At 65.2% G+C, this 14556-nt stretch carries 13 protein-coding genes; 9 read left to right on the top strand and 4 right to left on the bottom strand.

Features of this window, described 5'->3' with window-relative positions:
- The first annotated feature begins 1 nt into the window (after position 1).
- The gene (locus RAD04_RS13620) at positions 2–982 is read left to right on the top strand and encodes an NAD(P)H-dependent glycerol-3-phosphate dehydrogenase (protein WP_461624195.1); all 981 of its coding nucleotides are present in this window, start codon (positions 2–4) and stop codon (positions 980–982) included.
- A gap of 2 nt (positions 983–984) precedes the next feature.
- Positions 985–1398 carry an EVE domain-containing protein gene (locus RAD04_RS13625; RefSeq protein WP_461624196.1) on the top strand — a complete coding sequence of 138 codons (414 nt, stop codon included), beginning with the start codon at positions 985–987 and terminating at the stop codon, positions 1396–1398.
- Between the two features lie 2 nt (positions 1399–1400).
- Here RAD04_RS13625 and RAD04_RS13630 read toward each other — a convergent pair whose 3' ends face one another.
- Positions 1401–2495: an adenylate/guanylate cyclase domain-containing protein gene (locus RAD04_RS13630; protein WP_461624396.1), complete on the bottom strand. Its 1095-nt coding sequence runs from the start codon at positions 2493–2495 to the stop codon at positions 1401–1403.
- A 101-nt stretch (positions 2496–2596) separates the two neighbouring features.
- Between RAD04_RS13630 and RAD04_RS13635 the strand changes: the two genes are divergently transcribed.
- Positions 2597–3052: an SRPBCC family protein gene (locus RAD04_RS13635; protein WP_092261507.1), complete on the top strand. Its 456-nt coding sequence runs from the start codon at positions 2597–2599 to the stop codon at positions 3050–3052.
- Positions 3053–3163: 111 nt separating this feature from the next.
- Here the strand turns inward: RAD04_RS13635 and RAD04_RS13640 are convergent, their stop codons facing one another.
- Positions 3164–4333 carry a DNA topoisomerase IB gene (locus RAD04_RS13640; protein WP_461624197.1) on the bottom strand — a complete coding sequence of 390 codons (1170 nt, stop codon included), beginning with the start codon at positions 4331–4333 and terminating at the stop codon, positions 3164–3166.
- Between the two features lie 400 nt (positions 4334–4733).
- Between RAD04_RS13640 and acs the strand changes: the two genes are divergently transcribed.
- Together acs and RAD04_RS13650 are read left to right on the top strand one after the other, a co-directional pair.
- A complete protein-coding gene (acs, locus tag RAD04_RS13645) occupies positions 4734–6680 on the top strand; it encodes an acetate--CoA ligase (protein ID WP_461624198.1) in 1947 nt (648 codons plus the stop codon).
- A 421-nt stretch (positions 6681–7101) separates the two neighbouring features.
- Positions 7102–7617 (top strand): L,D-transpeptidase, encoded by a 516-nt coding sequence (locus tag RAD04_RS13650; protein WP_461624199.1) that lies wholly within the window; start codon positions 7102–7104, stop codon positions 7615–7617.
- Between the two features lie 56 nt (positions 7618–7673).
- On the opposite strand, the gene RAD04_RS13655 is transcribed toward RAD04_RS13650, so the two are convergent.
- A complete protein-coding gene (locus RAD04_RS13655) occupies positions 7674–8264 on the bottom strand; it encodes a thermonuclease family protein (protein ID WP_461624200.1) in 591 nt (196 codons plus the stop codon).
- A gap of 181 nt (positions 8265–8445) precedes the next feature.
- On the opposite strand from RAD04_RS13655, the gene RAD04_RS13660 reads away from it, so the two are divergent.
- The 4 genes from RAD04_RS13660 (at position 8446) to cysC (ending at position 14202) form a co-directional block, all read left to right on the top strand.
- Positions 8446–10164, top strand: coding sequence for a methyl-accepting chemotaxis protein (locus tag RAD04_RS13660; RefSeq protein WP_461624201.1), 1719 nt, complete (start codon positions 8446–8448; stop codon positions 10162–10164).
- 155 nt (positions 10165–10319) lie between these two features.
- Positions 10320–11339 (top strand): sulfotransferase family protein, encoded by a 1020-nt coding sequence (locus RAD04_RS13665; RefSeq protein WP_461624397.1) that lies wholly within the window; start codon positions 10320–10322, stop codon positions 11337–11339.
- Positions 11340–11344: 5 nt separating this feature from the next.
- Complete coding sequence (gene cysD / locus RAD04_RS13670) at positions 11345–12307, top strand: sulfate adenylyltransferase subunit CysD (RefSeq protein WP_461624202.1); 963 nt, start codon at positions 11345–11347, stop codon at positions 12305–12307.
- Positions 12307–14202: an adenylyl-sulfate kinase gene (gene cysC / locus RAD04_RS13675; protein WP_461624203.1), complete on the top strand. Its 1896-nt coding sequence runs from the start codon at positions 12307–12309 to the stop codon at positions 14200–14202. Before cysD ends, cysC begins: the two co-directional genes overlap by 1 nt.
- Before the next feature lie 35 nt (positions 14203–14237).
- On the opposite strand, the gene RAD04_RS13680 is transcribed toward cysC, so the two are convergent.
- Positions 14238–14447 (bottom strand): DUF1674 domain-containing protein, encoded by a 210-nt coding sequence (locus RAD04_RS13680; RefSeq protein ID WP_461624204.1) that lies wholly within the window; start codon positions 14445–14447, stop codon positions 14238–14240.
- Positions 14448–14556 lie beyond the last annotated feature (109 nt).

Here is a 14556-nt window from a genome sequence, read left to right on the forward strand (position 1 = left end):
CATGACCGCATTCCAATCCGTCGCGGTGATCGGGGCGGGCGCCTGGGGCACGGCGCTGGCGACCGTGGCGGCGCGGGCGGGACGGAGCGTAACGCTCTGGGCACGCAATGCCGAGCATGCCGCGCGGATCGCCTCGACACGCGATAATCCGCGATTGCCCGGCGTGCGGATCGCGCCAGAGATCGTCGTGACCAGCGATCTGGCGCTCACTGTGCACGCCGACATGTTGCTGATCGCAACACCGGCGCAGCACTTGCGCGGCGCCGTCAACATGCTGGCCTCGCATCTGACAAGGCCGATGCCGATCGTCGCCTGCGCCAAGGGCATCGAGCACGGCACCCATAAATTCATGACCGACGTGATCGCGGAGGCCGCGCCGCACGCCCAGCCGGCGATCCTGTCGGGTCCGAGCTTTGCCGACGATGTCGCGCGCGGCTTGCCCACGGCGGTGACGCTGGCCGCAAAGGACGAGGCGCTGGCGAGCAGCCTGGTGCAGGCGCTGGGCTCACCGACGTTCCGTCCCTATCACTCCACGGACATTCGCGGCGTCGAGATCGGCGGCGCGGCCAAGAACGTGCTTGCGATCGCAGTCGGCATCGCGGTCGGGCGCAAGCTCGGCGCCTCCGCCCAGGCTGCGCTGACGACCCGCGGCTTTGCCGAGCTGACGCGCCTCGGCCGCGCGCTCGGCGCACGCAGCGAAACGATCACCGGCCTGTCTGGCCTCGGCGATTTGATCCTGACCTGCTCGAGCCTGCAATCGCGCAATTTCGTTCTTGGCCTTGCTTTGGGCCGCGGCGAACAGCCGCCTGCGGGCAAGCTTGCCGAGGGCGAGTTCACCGCGCCGGTGCTGATCGAACTCGCAGCTTCGCAAAACGTCGAGATGCCGGTATCAGAAGCTGTCGCGTCGATCCTGAGCGGCCGGAGCACGATCGACGCCGCAATCTCGGCACTGATGACGCGCCCCTTCAAGGCAGAGGAATAAACATGGCGTACTGGCTGGTGAAATCCGAACCGTCGGTGTGGTCCTGGGACCAGCAGGTGGCGAAGGGCGCCAAGGGCGAGGCCTGGACCGGCGTGCGCAATTACACCGCGCGCCAGAATCTCGTCGCCATGAAGAAGGGCGACAAGGCGTTCTTCTATCATTCCAATGAGGGCAAGGAGATCGTCGGCATCGCCGAGATCAGCAAGGAGGCCTATCCCGATCCGACCGACAAGACCGGGAAATTCGTCTGCGTCGACATCAAGGCCGACAAGCCGCTGAAGACGCCGGTGACGATGGCCACGATCAAGGCCGAGAAGAAGCTCGCCGACATGGCGCTGGTGAAATATTCGCGCCTGTCGGTGCAGCCGGTGACGGCGGAGGAGTGGAAACTCGTCTGCAAGATGGGCGGGGTTTAGGGCTACGGCATCCGGCCCGGCATCTCCGGCAGCGCAAACACCTCGCATGGCGCAGCAATGCCGCGCAGCGAATGCGATCCGAGCGCGATCAGCGGCATGTCCGTTTCCGCGGCGAGCGCGCCCGACACCAGCACGGTCCGCCCCAGCGGCTTGCACAAGCCTTCGAGCCGGCTGGCGAGATTGACGGCGGGACCGATCGCCGTGAAGTCGAGCCGGTTGGCGGCGCCGATATTGCCCCACAGAATCTCGCCCAGATGGATCGCAGCACCGAATGCCAGCGGCGGCACCCCTTGAGCGCCGCGCTCCTTGTTGAGATAGACCATGCCGGCCTCGGCCGCACCTGCGGCACGCAGGGCGGCATCGCAGGCGCGGCGCGGCGATGCCTCGACCACCGGAAAGATCGCGAGCACGCCGTCGCCGATGAATTTCAGCACCTCGCCGCCAAAGGCGTGGACAGCGCCGGCGATGCGGTCGAACCAGGCATCGAGCGCGGCGATGACCTGTGCAGGCGGAGAGGTTTCCGACAACGTCGTGAAGTTGCGCAGATCGGCATAGAGCAGCGCGGCCTGAATGGTCTCGCCGAGATCGCGCCGCAGAGGCGCTGCCAGCACCCGCTCCGCGCTGCGCTTGCCGAGATAGGCATCTAACGTCGCCCGCAACGTGGCGCGCGCGGCGAGCGCGGCGAGGGGCGTCGCGGCAAAACGCGCGGCCTGGCGCAATTGCCCGATGTCGTCCGCGGTGAAGGGACGCGGTCCTATCCAGCCGAGCTGCGGCCCATCTGGACGTCCGATGGTGTTTTCGTGGACCTCGCCGCGCGCGGTGTCGCGCAGCCAGCGGCGGCCGGCATCGTTGGGCGGATCGGGCGCCAACCCGCCCGGCGCGAAACCGAGTGCTTCAATCACCTGGCCGCTGTCGGCACGCCACAACCAGGTCCGCTTCGCGATCAGAGGATGCGGCACCTCCAGCGTCAGGGCCCCCGCCGCAAGCGGCACGCCGTCGGCGACGAGATGCGCGCCGAGTTCCGCAAGCAGGCGGTCCGCTCCGGTGCTATCCGAGGCGGCATCGACAAGCCAGGCGAGGGTCGAGGAGAGCTGCATGGCTCGATCATGGCCAAGGCAGGCCGTCTTTGTCACGGGCAATCCTTGACGCGCCGCTTCGGCGCCGCCATGTGCCAATGGCAGCGAAGGGATGATCGCCGATGACCGAACCGTTCATAGTGCGACGCGAGACCCAGATCGCCGCACCGCGCGCCACCGTTTTCGCCTATCTGACCGACCCCGAGAAAATCCTGAGCTGGATGGGCTCCGATGCCACCACGGAGCCGCATCCCGGCGGGCTTTATCTGCTCAAGGGCATCGGCCCCCGCAGCGGCGTCGCCCGCGGCGCCTTCCGCGAGGTCGTGCCGGTGCATCGTTTGGCCTACACGTTCGGATGGGAAGGCGGCCAGGAAGTGCCGCCCGGCTCGAGCCTGATCGAGATCGACCTGATCGAGCGCGACGGCGGCACGCTGCTGCGCATGACCCATAGCGGCCTGCCGAGCGAAGCGCAGGCCGCCGCGCACGCCACGGGGTGGGCGCATTATATGGAACGGCTCACGACCGCAGCCGCAGGCGGTGATCCCGGTCCGGACATGGGTGTGTCAGATAAGAAGTAGCTCTCGTAGGGTGCGCAAAGGCGCGCTCTTCGCGCCGCCCACCACCTTTCACCACGAGCAAATGGTGGGCACGCTTGCACTTTGCCCACCCTACGGCAGCGCGACGCGGCGCTACACCGCGGCGGTCGCCACCACCTGCGCCAGAAGCTGCTCGCGCCGCGCCTGCGAGCGCTGGCCCTTCATGGTCGCGGCGAAGCGCTCGAGAATGCCGTCCTCGAACGCGGTAACGATGGTGTCGTGGACGTAGCTCTTGCGGCAGATCGCCGGCGTGTTGGAGAGCTTGTCGGCAGCGGCGCGGATTGCGTCCAGCACCTGCTTCTTGCGGCCGCGCTGGCTGGTCGCCGGTGTGATCCGCGACAGCGATTCCACCACGACGGCGGACGCCATCAGCGTGCGGAAATCCTTCAGTGAGATCTTGATGCCGGCGATCTCGCGCAAGAACGCGTTCACCTGCGTGGTGTTGACCGCGCGCACGATGCCGTAGGCATCGCGATACTGGAACATGCGCTTGCCGGGGACGCCCTGCAAAATGCCGATGGCGCGCACCAGCTTGGCCGCGTCGCACTCCTTGCGCACCGCCTTGCCGCCCTTCGCCTTGAAGGTCAGCACGAAGCAATCATCCTCCAGCGTGACGTTGGACTTCAGCAGCGTGGTCGCGCCGCGGGTGCCGTTGAGACGGGCATAGGATTCATTGCCGGGGCGGATCGCGGTGCGCGCGATCAGCTCGATCACGGCCGACAGCGCGAATTCACGCGTCGGCTCGTCGCCCGACAGGAACGCCGAGACCTTGCGCCGGATCTTTGGCAGCGCGCCGACGAGCTTTTCCAGGCGATGCGCCTTGCGGTGCTCGCGGACCTTCTCCCAATCGGCGTGGTAGCGATATTGCAGCCGGCCCGCGGCATCGCGTCCCACGGCCTGGAGATGCGAGCTCGGATCGGACGAATAGCGCACCTCGCGATAGGCGGGCGGCACCGCCATGGCGTGCAGCCGGCGGATGGTGCGGGCGTCGCGGATATGCGCGCCGTTGGGACGGACGAAGGAATAGCCCTTGCCGCGCCGGATGCGGCGGATGGTCAGCTCGTTCTGGTCACCGAGCCGCAGGCCGAGCTCCCTGGCGAGCGCCTCGACCGTCGCCGCGGGCGCCGTGTCGAACGCCTTTTTCGGGTTCGGACGCCTGAAAGGGCCCGGTTTCGGCCATTGTCCGAGGGCTTTGGCCAGCGCAATGGCCGCAGGATCGGCTGAAGCGGGCCGTATCGTCCCGAGATTCTGCTGATCCATCATAGCCTTATGCCTTAGCCCTGTCTGTTACCGGTCAATGCCGCTGTTCTGATTTTTGTTCCGAAGGGTCTCTTTGGACCCGGGTTGGCCATTTAGGGTGTTCCGAACATTATTGCGAGTCCCGAATCAGTGAGAGGTGGTTTCTAAATACCTCTATTACTGCATCGGGCCCCTGCGCCGGCCTATTCCGCGGAGCTGGGTCAAGGTCCCGAAAGCCGCCCGCCGGCTTGTTTCAGATCTGCGACAGTCGCAGCAGGTGGCCTTGATCCTTCGCATGGCCGGCCGCCCGCCGAAGGTCCAGCTTGTGCTCCTTGTCGGGCCCGGTTAGCCCGACGCATAATCAGTCAATGATCAAGTCGGCTCGCCGGTCGCCACGTTCGGCCTGCCGTATGTGGAGGGAAGCATGTCCGAGAAGATCTACGACGTCCCGGCGGAGTGGGCGAAGCGAGCCTGGGTCGACCAGGCCAAGTACAAGGAATTGTACGCTCGCTCGATCTCGGACCCGAACGCCTTCTGGGCGGAGCAGGCCAAGCGCATCGACTGGATGCACGCGCCGACCAAAATCGAGAACGTCTCGTTCGCGCCCGGCAACATCTCGATCAAATGGTTCGAGGACGGCATCCTCAACGTCGCCCATAATTGCATTGACCGCCATCTCGCCAAGCGCGGCAACCAGACCGCGATCATCTGGGAAGGCGACGATCCCTCGCAGTCCAAGCACATCACCTACAAGGAGCTGCATGACGAAGTCTGCCGGATGGCCAACATCCTGCGCACCCGCAACGTCAAGAAGGGCGACCGCGTCACCATCTACCTGCCGATGATTCCGGAAGCGGCCTATGCGATGCTCGCCTGCGCGCGCATCGGCGCGATCCACTCCGTGGTGTTCGCGGGCTTCTCGCCGGACAGCCTCGCCCAGCGCATCAATGACTGCCAGTCCAAGGTGATCATCACCGCGGACGAAGGCCTGCGCGGCGGCAAGAAGGTGCCGCTGAAGGCCAACGTCGACGCCGCGCTCGCCAAGGCCGACGGCGTCGACTGGGTCGTCGTGGTCAAGCGCACCGGCGGCCAGATCGACATGAACCCCTCGCGCGATCTCTGGTACCACGACGCTGCAAAGATGGTGACGACGGAATGCCCGGTCGAGCACATGCACGCCGAGGACCCGCTGTTCATCCTCTACACCTCAGGCTCGACCGGCCAGCCCAAGGGCGTGCTGCACACCTCCGCCGGCTATCTCGTGTTCGCCTCGATGACGCATCAATACGTCTTCGATTATCACGACGGCGACATCTACTGGTGCACCGCCGACGTCGGCTGGGTCACCGGCCACAGCTACATTCTCTATGGGCCGCTCGCCAATGGCGCGACCACGCTGATGTTCGAAGGCGTGCCGAATTACCCGGATAATTCCAGATTCTGGAACGTCATCGACAAGCACAAGGTCAACATCTTCTACACCGCACCGACCGCGATCCGCGCCCTGATGCAGTCGGGCGACGAGCCCGTGAAGAAGACATCGCGCGCCTCGCTCCGCCTGCTCGGCTCGGTCGGCGAGCCCATCAATCCGGAAGCGTGGGAGTGGTATCACCGCGTCGTCGGCGACGATCGCTGCCCGATCGTCGATACGTGGTGGCAGACCGAGACCGGCGGCATCCTGATTACCCCACTGCCGGGCGCGACCAAGCTGAAGCCGGGCTCGGCGACGCAGCCGTTCTTCGGCGTGGTGCCTGAGATCGTCGACGCGGACGGCAAGGTGCTGGACGGCGAGACCTCGGGCAATCTCTGCCTGACGCGATCCTGGCCCGGCCAGATGCGCACGGTCTACGGCGATCACGCCCGCTTCGAGCAGACCTATTTCTCGACCTACAAAGGCAAGTACTTCACCGGCGACGGCTGCCGCCGCGATGCCGACGGCTATTACTGGATCACCGGCCGTGTCGACGACGTCATCAACGTCTCCGGCCATCGCATGGGCACCGCGGAAGTCGAGAGCGCGCTGGTCGCACATGAGAAGGTGTCGGAGGCCGCGGTCGTCGGCTTCCCGCACGACATCAAGGGCCAGGGCATCTACGCCTATGTCACCTTGATGGCCGGCGTGCAGCCGACCGAGGACCTGCGCAAGGAGCTCGTCACCTGGGTGCGCAAGGAGATCGGCCCGATCGCATCCCCGGATCAGATCCAGTTCGCGCCGGGCCTGCCTAAGACCCGCTCGGGCAAGATCATGCGCCGCATCCTGCGCAAGATCGCCGAGGACGAACCGGGCAGCCTGGGCGATACCTCGACCCTGGCCGATCCCGCCGTGGTCGATGATCTCGTCAAGAACCGGCAGAACAAGAAGTCGGCGTAAACGAGCTCTCGTGCCCCGGACGCAGCGCAGCGCGCACTTCGCGGTGCGCTGCTGAGCCGGGGCCTTGAGCCGCGCACGAAGAGAAGAACTGGGTCCCGGCTCTGCGCCGCACCGCTCCGCGCTGCGCCTTGTCCGGGACACGAGACTGTCTTTCGCACCGAGGCCGCGAAATAACAGCCGTTCACAGCCTCACGGACATGTCAGGGCGCGTGCTGGTGCGGCCGCATCTTTCCGGCCGAGTGTTGTTTTCAGGTCATTTACTTTATTTCGAACATTTCCTTTGTTCCCCCGGCTGGCTGGCCCTTGGCGGCCGTGCGTGGAAACCAACCGGTTAACAGGCGCGGTTAAGAATGTCTGGGTCGCCGGCGATTGCCGGTTTTGCGTAGATTTTGGACCATTCGTCCGGGCAAGGGGAATATTGATGTCGATGAAGATCGCGGTGGCGCTGGCCGCCACCATCGGGGCAGGGGTCTTGATGTCGACGGCAGCGCAGGCGCGGCCGGAAATGGTGGGAACCCACCTGGCCGACTATTCGCCGGGCACCATCGTGGTCAAGACCAACGAGCGCCGGCTTTATCTCATTCTCGATAACGGTCACGCCGTGCGCTATCCGGTCGGCGTCGGCAAGTCCGGCAAGCAGTGGGCCGGCACCACCCGCATCGACGGCAAGTACCGCAATCCGGCCTGGTCGCCGCCCGCCGAGGTGAAGCGCGACAAGCCGAGCATCCCGGACGTCATTCCCGGCGGCTCGCCGCGCAACCCGATGGGCGTTGCGGCGATGACGCTGGCCGGCGGCGAATACGCCATCCACGGCACCAACGTGCCGGGCTCGATCGGCGGCTTCGTCTCCTATGGCTGCATCCGCATGCTCAACGACGACATCACCGATCTCTACAGCCGCGTCTCGGTCGGCACGACGGTGGTCGTGACGCGCTGATTGCCGGGATCAAGGCAAGACAAGAAAAGGCCGCGTCCCGGGACGCGGCTTTTTTGTTACCAGAAGCGCCAGCTGGGCGCGCACCAGCCGTCGCGATGGCCGCCATTGTAGCTTCGCACAAAACCGCCGGCGAGCAATGCCGCCGAAACGTTCGCAGTCCGCCGGGTCGCAACGTCGGCGAGAACGCGGCCGTATTTGTCGGGGCCGAGATTGGCGATCGTCACGTCGCCCTGACCGAGCAGATCGCGCAATGCGCGGGCCGCGGCTTCGGCCTTGTCCTGCTCGTCCCGGCAAGACGCTTTCATCTCGGGCGCGTCGATGCCGCGCAACCGAACCCGCACGACGAGATCGCGGCCGCCGCGCTGACGAACGCGCGCGAGAAAGGTGTCGCCGTCGATGGTGCGAATGACGTCGACCGGCTCGCGAACATCGGGATGGCCCGCCTGCTCGAGAACGATCTCGGCGTTCCGCGTGCGGTCGCCATCGGCATCAGGAACAAGCCAGCCCATTCCATGGCGAAAGGTGAGCACGACGGCCAGCGCGATGCCCACCACGAACATCCACGGCAATAATCCGGAGAAGCGCCGACCGAACGGCGAGCCGCCGAATTGCGGCCGATAGGAATTGGGTCGATCCTGGAAAGGCATCAACTCACGCTAGGACAGAGTCGGGGGAACTCAAAGCACGAGCGCGCACATAGCGGAACCATGCAGGAAAATTCCATTGTCGAATACGTCGGCCGTAGTTCTACTGGAGATCCGCGAATATTACCCAAATCTCAATCATTGGTTGCGAATACCTGTTATACAGCAACGCGAGGAGAGAGCGGTGGGGTCATTCAGGTTTCGCATTGGAACGAAGCTCGGCATCGTCACCGGCGTGAGCGTTGTGCTGGTCTGCGGCATGCTGACCAACCAGATGCTCGGCAACCGGTCGATTGCCGAATCCAATCGCTTGGTCACGATCAACTATCTCAACAAAGGCAATGCACAAGCGGCGCAGACGGCGATGGCGCGGGCGCAGCTCGCAGCTCTCGAGATCAGCTCCGCCTCGTCAGCCGGAGAGGTTGACAAGCTCCTCGAGAATCTCCGCGCGCGAGCAGGCGAAGCCGGCGCGGAAATCGATGCGGCGACCGACCGGGCGACCCGCAGGGTCACCCAGGACGCCTATCGTGAGACCAAGAAATTCGTCGATGCGTATCTGGCCAGCGGCATTGAACTGGCGGGGGCGCAAAAGTCCGTCATTGGCGTCCCCTCCGGCGGCGCCAGGACTGCGGCAGAATCGACGAAGGCCACCATTCTCGCAGAGCGTATGCGTCCGGCAGCCCTGGAAGTCAGCAAACGGATCGACGATCTGGTCGGCGTTGCCAACGAATTCGCCGCGCGCCGCAAGGGCGAGATGCTGGCCGAACTGGACCGCGTCGCCACCTTCGCATTGATCGTCGGCGTCTTCGTTGTCCTGACGTTGATCGGGTCCGCCGTCTTTTCCGTGTCGAACATCGCCCGGCCGATCCGGCGCATCGGCGATGTGCTTCTCCAGCTCGCCGGCGGCAACAAGGCGGTCGAGATTCCCTACACGCGCCGCGGCGATGAAGTCGGCGACAACGCTCGCGCGGCTCAGACCTTCAAGGAAAACCTGATCCGTATCGAGCAGATGGAGGCGGAGCAGAAGAATCAGGAAGCCGCTGCGGCCGCTCAGCGCAAGGAAGAGATGGCCCAGCTCGCCGGCGTGTTCGAAGCCGCGGTCGGCGGCATCATCGATTCGGTGTCAGCAGCCTCCCAGCAGCTCGAGGCAGCCGCCGGTACGCTGTCGGGAACCGCGGAAGAGACCCAGGAACTCTCCGGAATGGTCGCGGCGGCCTCGGAGGAAGCGTCCACCAATGTCGGAGCGGTCGCGTCCGCAGCCGAGGAAATGAGCACCTCGGTCGTCGAGATCGGTCGCCAGGTCCACGATTCCAGCCGCATCGCCAGCGAAGCGGTCAGGCAGGCCGAGCGCACCGACGTCCGGATCAATGAACTGCTCAAGGCGGCGGGCCGAATTGGCGACGTCGTCAAATTGATCACCGCGATTGCCGAACAGACCAACCTCCTGGCGCTGAACGCAACGATCGAGGCGGCGCGCGCCGGGGAATCCGGCCGCGGCTTTGCAGTCGTGGCGAGTGAGGTGAAGGCGCTCGCGGCGCAAACCGCACGAGCGACCGAGGAAATCAGCGCGCAGATCGCCGGCATGCAATCGGCAACCGAGGACTCCGTCGGAGCGATCAAGGAAATCGGCGCGACCATCGCCTGCATTTCAGACATTTCGTCCACCATTGCAGCGACGATCGAAGAACAGGGTGCAGCGACGGCCGAGATTGCGCGCAACGTCAGCGAAGCCGCCAAGGGAACCGTCGAAGTCGCAGACAAGATCGCCCAGGTCAGTCATGGCGCGAGTGCGACCGGCGCGGCGTCGGGGCAGGTGTTGGCATCGGCGCGCTCGCTGTCGAGTGAAAGCAGCCTCTTGAAGACGGAAGTCGAGAAGTTCCTCAACACCGTGCGCGCGGCATGAAACTGCATGGCGGCGACGAGCACATCTTCAATGCTCGTCGCTTATGGATAGCGCCTCCGGGATTCCCCGGAATTGTCCGGCACCACTGACAACTGTAGGTTGGAAAATATCTCATGAGCAACCGCTCGTGGAACTCCCTGCAGTGGGCCCCCGACATGAACATCGACGCAATTTCCGCCGATTCGCTCGAACGAATGGCCGATCTCGTTCGGCAGCAGCATAGTTCCCTCGACACCATGCTGCTGTCCCCAGTGGGCGAATTCCAGACCAGAGCCGTCACGCTCGCGACGTTGATGCGTGAAGTGACGGACTGCCTCGCCGAGGATTTCCTGCATCGTCCGGCGCAGGACTTTCCGATGCTCTATTTTGCATGCGGCAAGGCCAGAGTCGGATCGACTGCCCTCAGCAATCTGTTCGGCATGACCGGCATGCCTTCATATTATCAACCGCTGAAGGCGATCCTGCGCGACGCGCTCGTCGGCCGCCCGCTGGCGCCCTGGATCATCCCCTCGGCAAGCGACGAGCCGCACATCTTCAGCAAGGAAACGATCGGGCCCTACGTCCTTGCCGAGAGCTTGTTCAATCCGCTGCAGCTCCTGGTCGAAGCAGGCTATCCGCGCCACCGTCTGCATCTCATCATGCTCGATCGCGAGCCGGCGAGTTCGCTGGCATCATGGCTCGAGAAACTGATTTCGCGCGCGCCCGAAGACACATTGCTGCGGCACTATGTCGTTGCCGCAATCAGCGCGGCCCGCGTCGCAAGTTACGCGCAACAACACGGCGTTCCCGTCACCCACTACGTCTACGAGGTAAGCAAGGAGGCCCTGTCGTCGGTGCGCATCTTGTTCGACCGCCTCGGCCTTTCGAGCAGCTTCACCGAGAATGCCGTGACGTCATGGCGGGAACCGGGAGACGTGCAAGCAAACAACGCGCGCGTCATCTTCCCGAGCGAAGCGACGATCTACAAGGTGCCCAATCTGCACACCTCCGATAGCGCCTATCGCTACCAGCGCCGCGCGACGGCCTCGGTGAGCGAAGCTCAGCTGGAGATTCTGGAGCGCTGCGGGGTCAATGACGGCTACCGAGCTTCGGTCGCGGCGTGCGTTCGCGATCTCGGCCTGAATGCGGCAATTTCGGCGCATCTGTTCGGCGAATGGTTCGCCGAGGCCGCGTGATCAGCATGCTGGACATTCCCACGAGCACCGAGCCCGCGCTCCTTGAAAGTACCGGCCGCGAGCAGCTTCACCCCGCCGGCCATCTTCGCCGCCTGGAGGCGGAGAGCATCCACATCCTGCGGGAGACGGCGGCCGAATTCCGCAAGCCGGTGATGCTGTATTCCATTGGCAAAGACTCCTCGGTGCTGTTGCACCTGGCGATGAAGGCCTTTCATCCCGGCAAGCCGCCGTTTCCGCTGCTTCACGTCGACACGACATGGAAGTTCCGCGAGATGATCGCGTTTCGCGACCGCCGCGCGCGCGAACTCGGCATCGACCTGATCGTCCATACCAACACTGACGGCTTGAGCCAGGGCATCGACCCCTTCACTCACGGCTCGGCCCGCTACACCGATGTCATGAAGACCCAGGCGTTGCGGCAGGCGCTGGACCTCCACGGCTTCGACGCCGCGATCGGAGGTGCGCGGCGCGACGAGGAGAAATCGCGCGCCAAGGAGCGCGTGTTCTCGCACCGGAGCACGGCGCATCGCTGGGATCCGAAGAACCAGCGGCCCGAGCTGTGGAGCCTGTACAACACGATGCTCGCGCCCGGCGAGAGCATGCGGGTTTTTCCGCTGTCGAATTGGACCGAGCTCGACGTCTGGGACTACATCCTCGCCGAGGACATCCCGATCGTTCCGCTCTATCTGGCGGCTTCGCGTCCGGTGGTCGAGCGCGACGGCGCGCTGATCATGGTGGACGACGAGCGGATGCCGCTGCTTGCAGGCGAAGAGCCGCGATGGCGCTCCGTCAGGTTTCGCACCCTCGGCTGCTATCCGCTCAGCGGCGCCACGGTCTCGACCGCGGCAACGCTCCCCGACATCGTGCGCGAGATGATGGCCTCGCGCACTTCCGAGCGGCAGGGACGCATGATCGACCGGGACAGTCCGGCATCGATGGAGCGCAAGAAAGCGGAAGGCTACTTCTGATGTCGTATCACGAGGCCCCCACGATCGCCGCCTCCGATGCGCCGCGGCTCGAACAGGATGATCGTCCGACGCTGCGTTTCGTCACTTGCGGCAGCGTCGACGACGGCAAGAGCACGCTGGTTGGCCGGCTGCTCTACGATTCCAAGACGCTGCTCGACGACCAGATCGACGCGCTGGCGTCCGAAAGCCGGACCGTCGGCACCACCGGTGGCGATTTCGATTTCGCGCTGCTGGTCGACGGCTTGCAGGCCGAACGTGAGCAGGGCATCACGATCGACGTCGCCTACCGCTTCTTCGCCACCAAGCTGCGCCGCTTCATCGTCGCCGACACGCCGGGACATGCGCAGTATACGCGCAACATGGCGACCGGCGCCTCCAACGCCGATCTCGCCGTGGTGCTGGTTGATGCCCGCAAGGGCGTGATCACGCAGACGCGGCGCCACAGCCACATCCTGTCGCTGCTGGGTATCCGTCACGTCGTGCTCGCCGTCAACAAGATGGACCTGATCGGATTCGACGGGGATCGCTTTGCGGCCATCACTGCCGTATATCTGACCATGGCCGGACAGCTCGGAATCTCGCAGGTCCAGTGCATTCCGGTCGTCGCGCCCGACGGCGACAACATCGTCGCCGCCAGCGCGCGGATGCCCTGGTACGCTGGGCCGACCGTCACCGCCTATCTGGAATCGGTCGACGTTTCCGGCGACGTCTCGCAGCGGCCGTTCCGGCTGCCGGTGCAATGGGTCAACCGGCCGCATGCGGAGTTTCGCGGCTTCTGCGGGCGTATTGCCAGCGGAACGATCGCGATCGGCGAGACCATCGCCGTGCAGCCCTCGGGCCGTCAGACGCGCATCGCGCGCATTCTCACGCCCGGCGGCGAGCGCGATCGGGCTGCGGCGGGCGAATCGGTGACGCTCACATTGGCCGACGAGATCGACGTCAGTCGCGGCGACGTGCTGACGGCGGGGCCGGCGCCACAGGTCTCGGATCAGCTGGCCGCCCATCTCGTCTGGTTCGACGACGAGGCCATGGTCGCCGGCCGGCGCTATGTGCTCAAATGCGGCGCGGCCTCGACCGGCGCGGTGATCACGACGCTCAAGCACCGCATCGCCATCGACACCATGGCGCATGAAGACGCCGCCACGCTCGGCGCCAACCAGATCGGCTACGCCCATCTCAACCTCGACCGTCCATTGGTGTTCGAGGCCTATCGCGACGACCGCGACATGGGCAGCTTCATTCTCGTCGATCCGATCAGCCACCGCACGGCCGCAGCGGGAATGATCGACGCTTCGCTCCGCCGCGCCACCAACATTCATTGGCAGCGGCTTGCCGTCGATAAATCGGTGCGGGCGCAGCTGAAGCAGCAGCGGCCCTGCGTGCTCTGGTTCACGGGACTAAGCGGCGCCGGCAAATCGACGATCGCGGATCTCGTCGACCGCAGGCTTGCCGAGCTCGGACGTCACGCGGCGCTGCTCGACGGCGACAATCTCCGCCACGGCATCAACCGCGACCTCGGCTTCTCCACCGCGGACAGGGCGGAGAACGTCCGGCGCACTGCGGAAATCGCGGCGCTGTTCGTCGACGCCGGCATGATCGCGCTGGTCGCGCTGATCTCACCGTTCCGCAGCGAGCGCGAGTTGGCGCGCAAGCGCGTCGAGGCAGGCGAGTTCATCGAGATCCATGTCGCGACCCCGCTCGCCGAATGTGAGCATCGCGATCCCAAGGGGCTCTATCGCAAGGCACGGGCGGGAGAGCTGCCGGCGTTCACCGGCATCGATCATCCCTACGAGACGCCGCAGGCGCCGGAGATCACCATCGACACGTCAGAAATGTCGACCGACGAGGCCTGCGAGCGCATCATCCGCTATCTCAGGGAGAATCATTACCTCTAGCAGCAAGCTCGGACAGCCTCCGGACCGGCGATCGCTCAGAAGTCGGAGGCGATGCCCTTGCGCTCCCAGTCGCCGTAGCGGGTCGGCTCGGGTCCCTTCGGCCCCTGCAACTCCTTCGGCGCCGCCTTGCCGGCCTCTAGGGCCTGCACGGCTGCGGCCTGCCGGCGCGCCTCGGCTTCGGCCAGCGCGCGCTGGGCTGCCGGCGTGAGCTGCTTGCGGTCGGAAACGGGAGGCTGGTCATTCATCGCCAGGCTTTCTAGCGCAGGACGAGCCGCAACGCGATGTCCAATAACGCATTCCTGAAATCGGCCCGGAAGGGCTGAAAAAGCCGGAAGCGATTCTTACATTTGGCAT

The organism is Bradyrhizobium sp. 25ACV, from assembly GCF_054863005.1.

What these genes read in the sequence shown, in the direction of transcription:
- RAD04_RS13620 (WP_461624195.1), top strand. Translation starts at nt 2, where the DNA reads ATGACCGCATTCCAATCCGTCGCGGTGATCGGGGCGGGCGCCTGGGGC.
- RAD04_RS13625 (WP_461624196.1), top strand. Translation starts at nt 985, where the DNA reads ATGGCGTACTGGCTGGTGAAATCCGAACCGTCGGTGTGGTCCTGGGAC.
- RAD04_RS13630 (WP_461624396.1), bottom strand. Translation starts at nt 2,495, where the DNA reads ATGCAGCTCTCCTCGACCCTCGCCTGGCTTGTCGATGCCGCCTCGGAT.
- RAD04_RS13635 (WP_092261507.1), top strand. Translation starts at nt 2,597, where the DNA reads ATGACCGAACCGTTCATAGTGCGACGCGAGACCCAGATCGCCGCACCG.
- RAD04_RS13640 (WP_461624197.1), bottom strand. Translation starts at nt 4,333, where the DNA reads ATGATGGATCAGCAGAATCTCGGGACGATACGGCCCGCTTCAGCCGAT.
- acs (WP_461624198.1), top strand. Translation starts at nt 4,734, where the DNA reads ATGTCCGAGAAGATCTACGACGTCCCGGCGGAGTGGGCGAAGCGAGCC.
- RAD04_RS13650 (WP_461624199.1), top strand. Translation starts at nt 7,102, where the DNA reads ATGTCGATGAAGATCGCGGTGGCGCTGGCCGCCACCATCGGGGCAGGG.
- RAD04_RS13655 (WP_461624200.1), bottom strand. Translation starts at nt 8,264, where the DNA reads ATGCCTTTCCAGGATCGACCCAATTCCTATCGGCCGCAATTCGGCGGC.
- RAD04_RS13665 (WP_461624397.1), top strand. Translation starts at nt 10,320, where the DNA reads ATGAACATCGACGCAATTTCCGCCGATTCGCTCGAACGAATGGCCGAT.
- cysD (WP_461624202.1), top strand. Translation starts at nt 11,345, where the DNA reads ATGCTGGACATTCCCACGAGCACCGAGCCCGCGCTCCTTGAAAGTACC.
- cysC (WP_461624203.1), top strand. Translation starts at nt 12,307, where the DNA reads ATGTCGTATCACGAGGCCCCCACGATCGCCGCCTCCGATGCGCCGCGG.
- RAD04_RS13680 (WP_461624204.1), bottom strand. Translation starts at nt 14,447, where the DNA reads ATGAATGACCAGCCTCCCGTTTCCGACCGCAAGCAGCTCACGCCGGCA.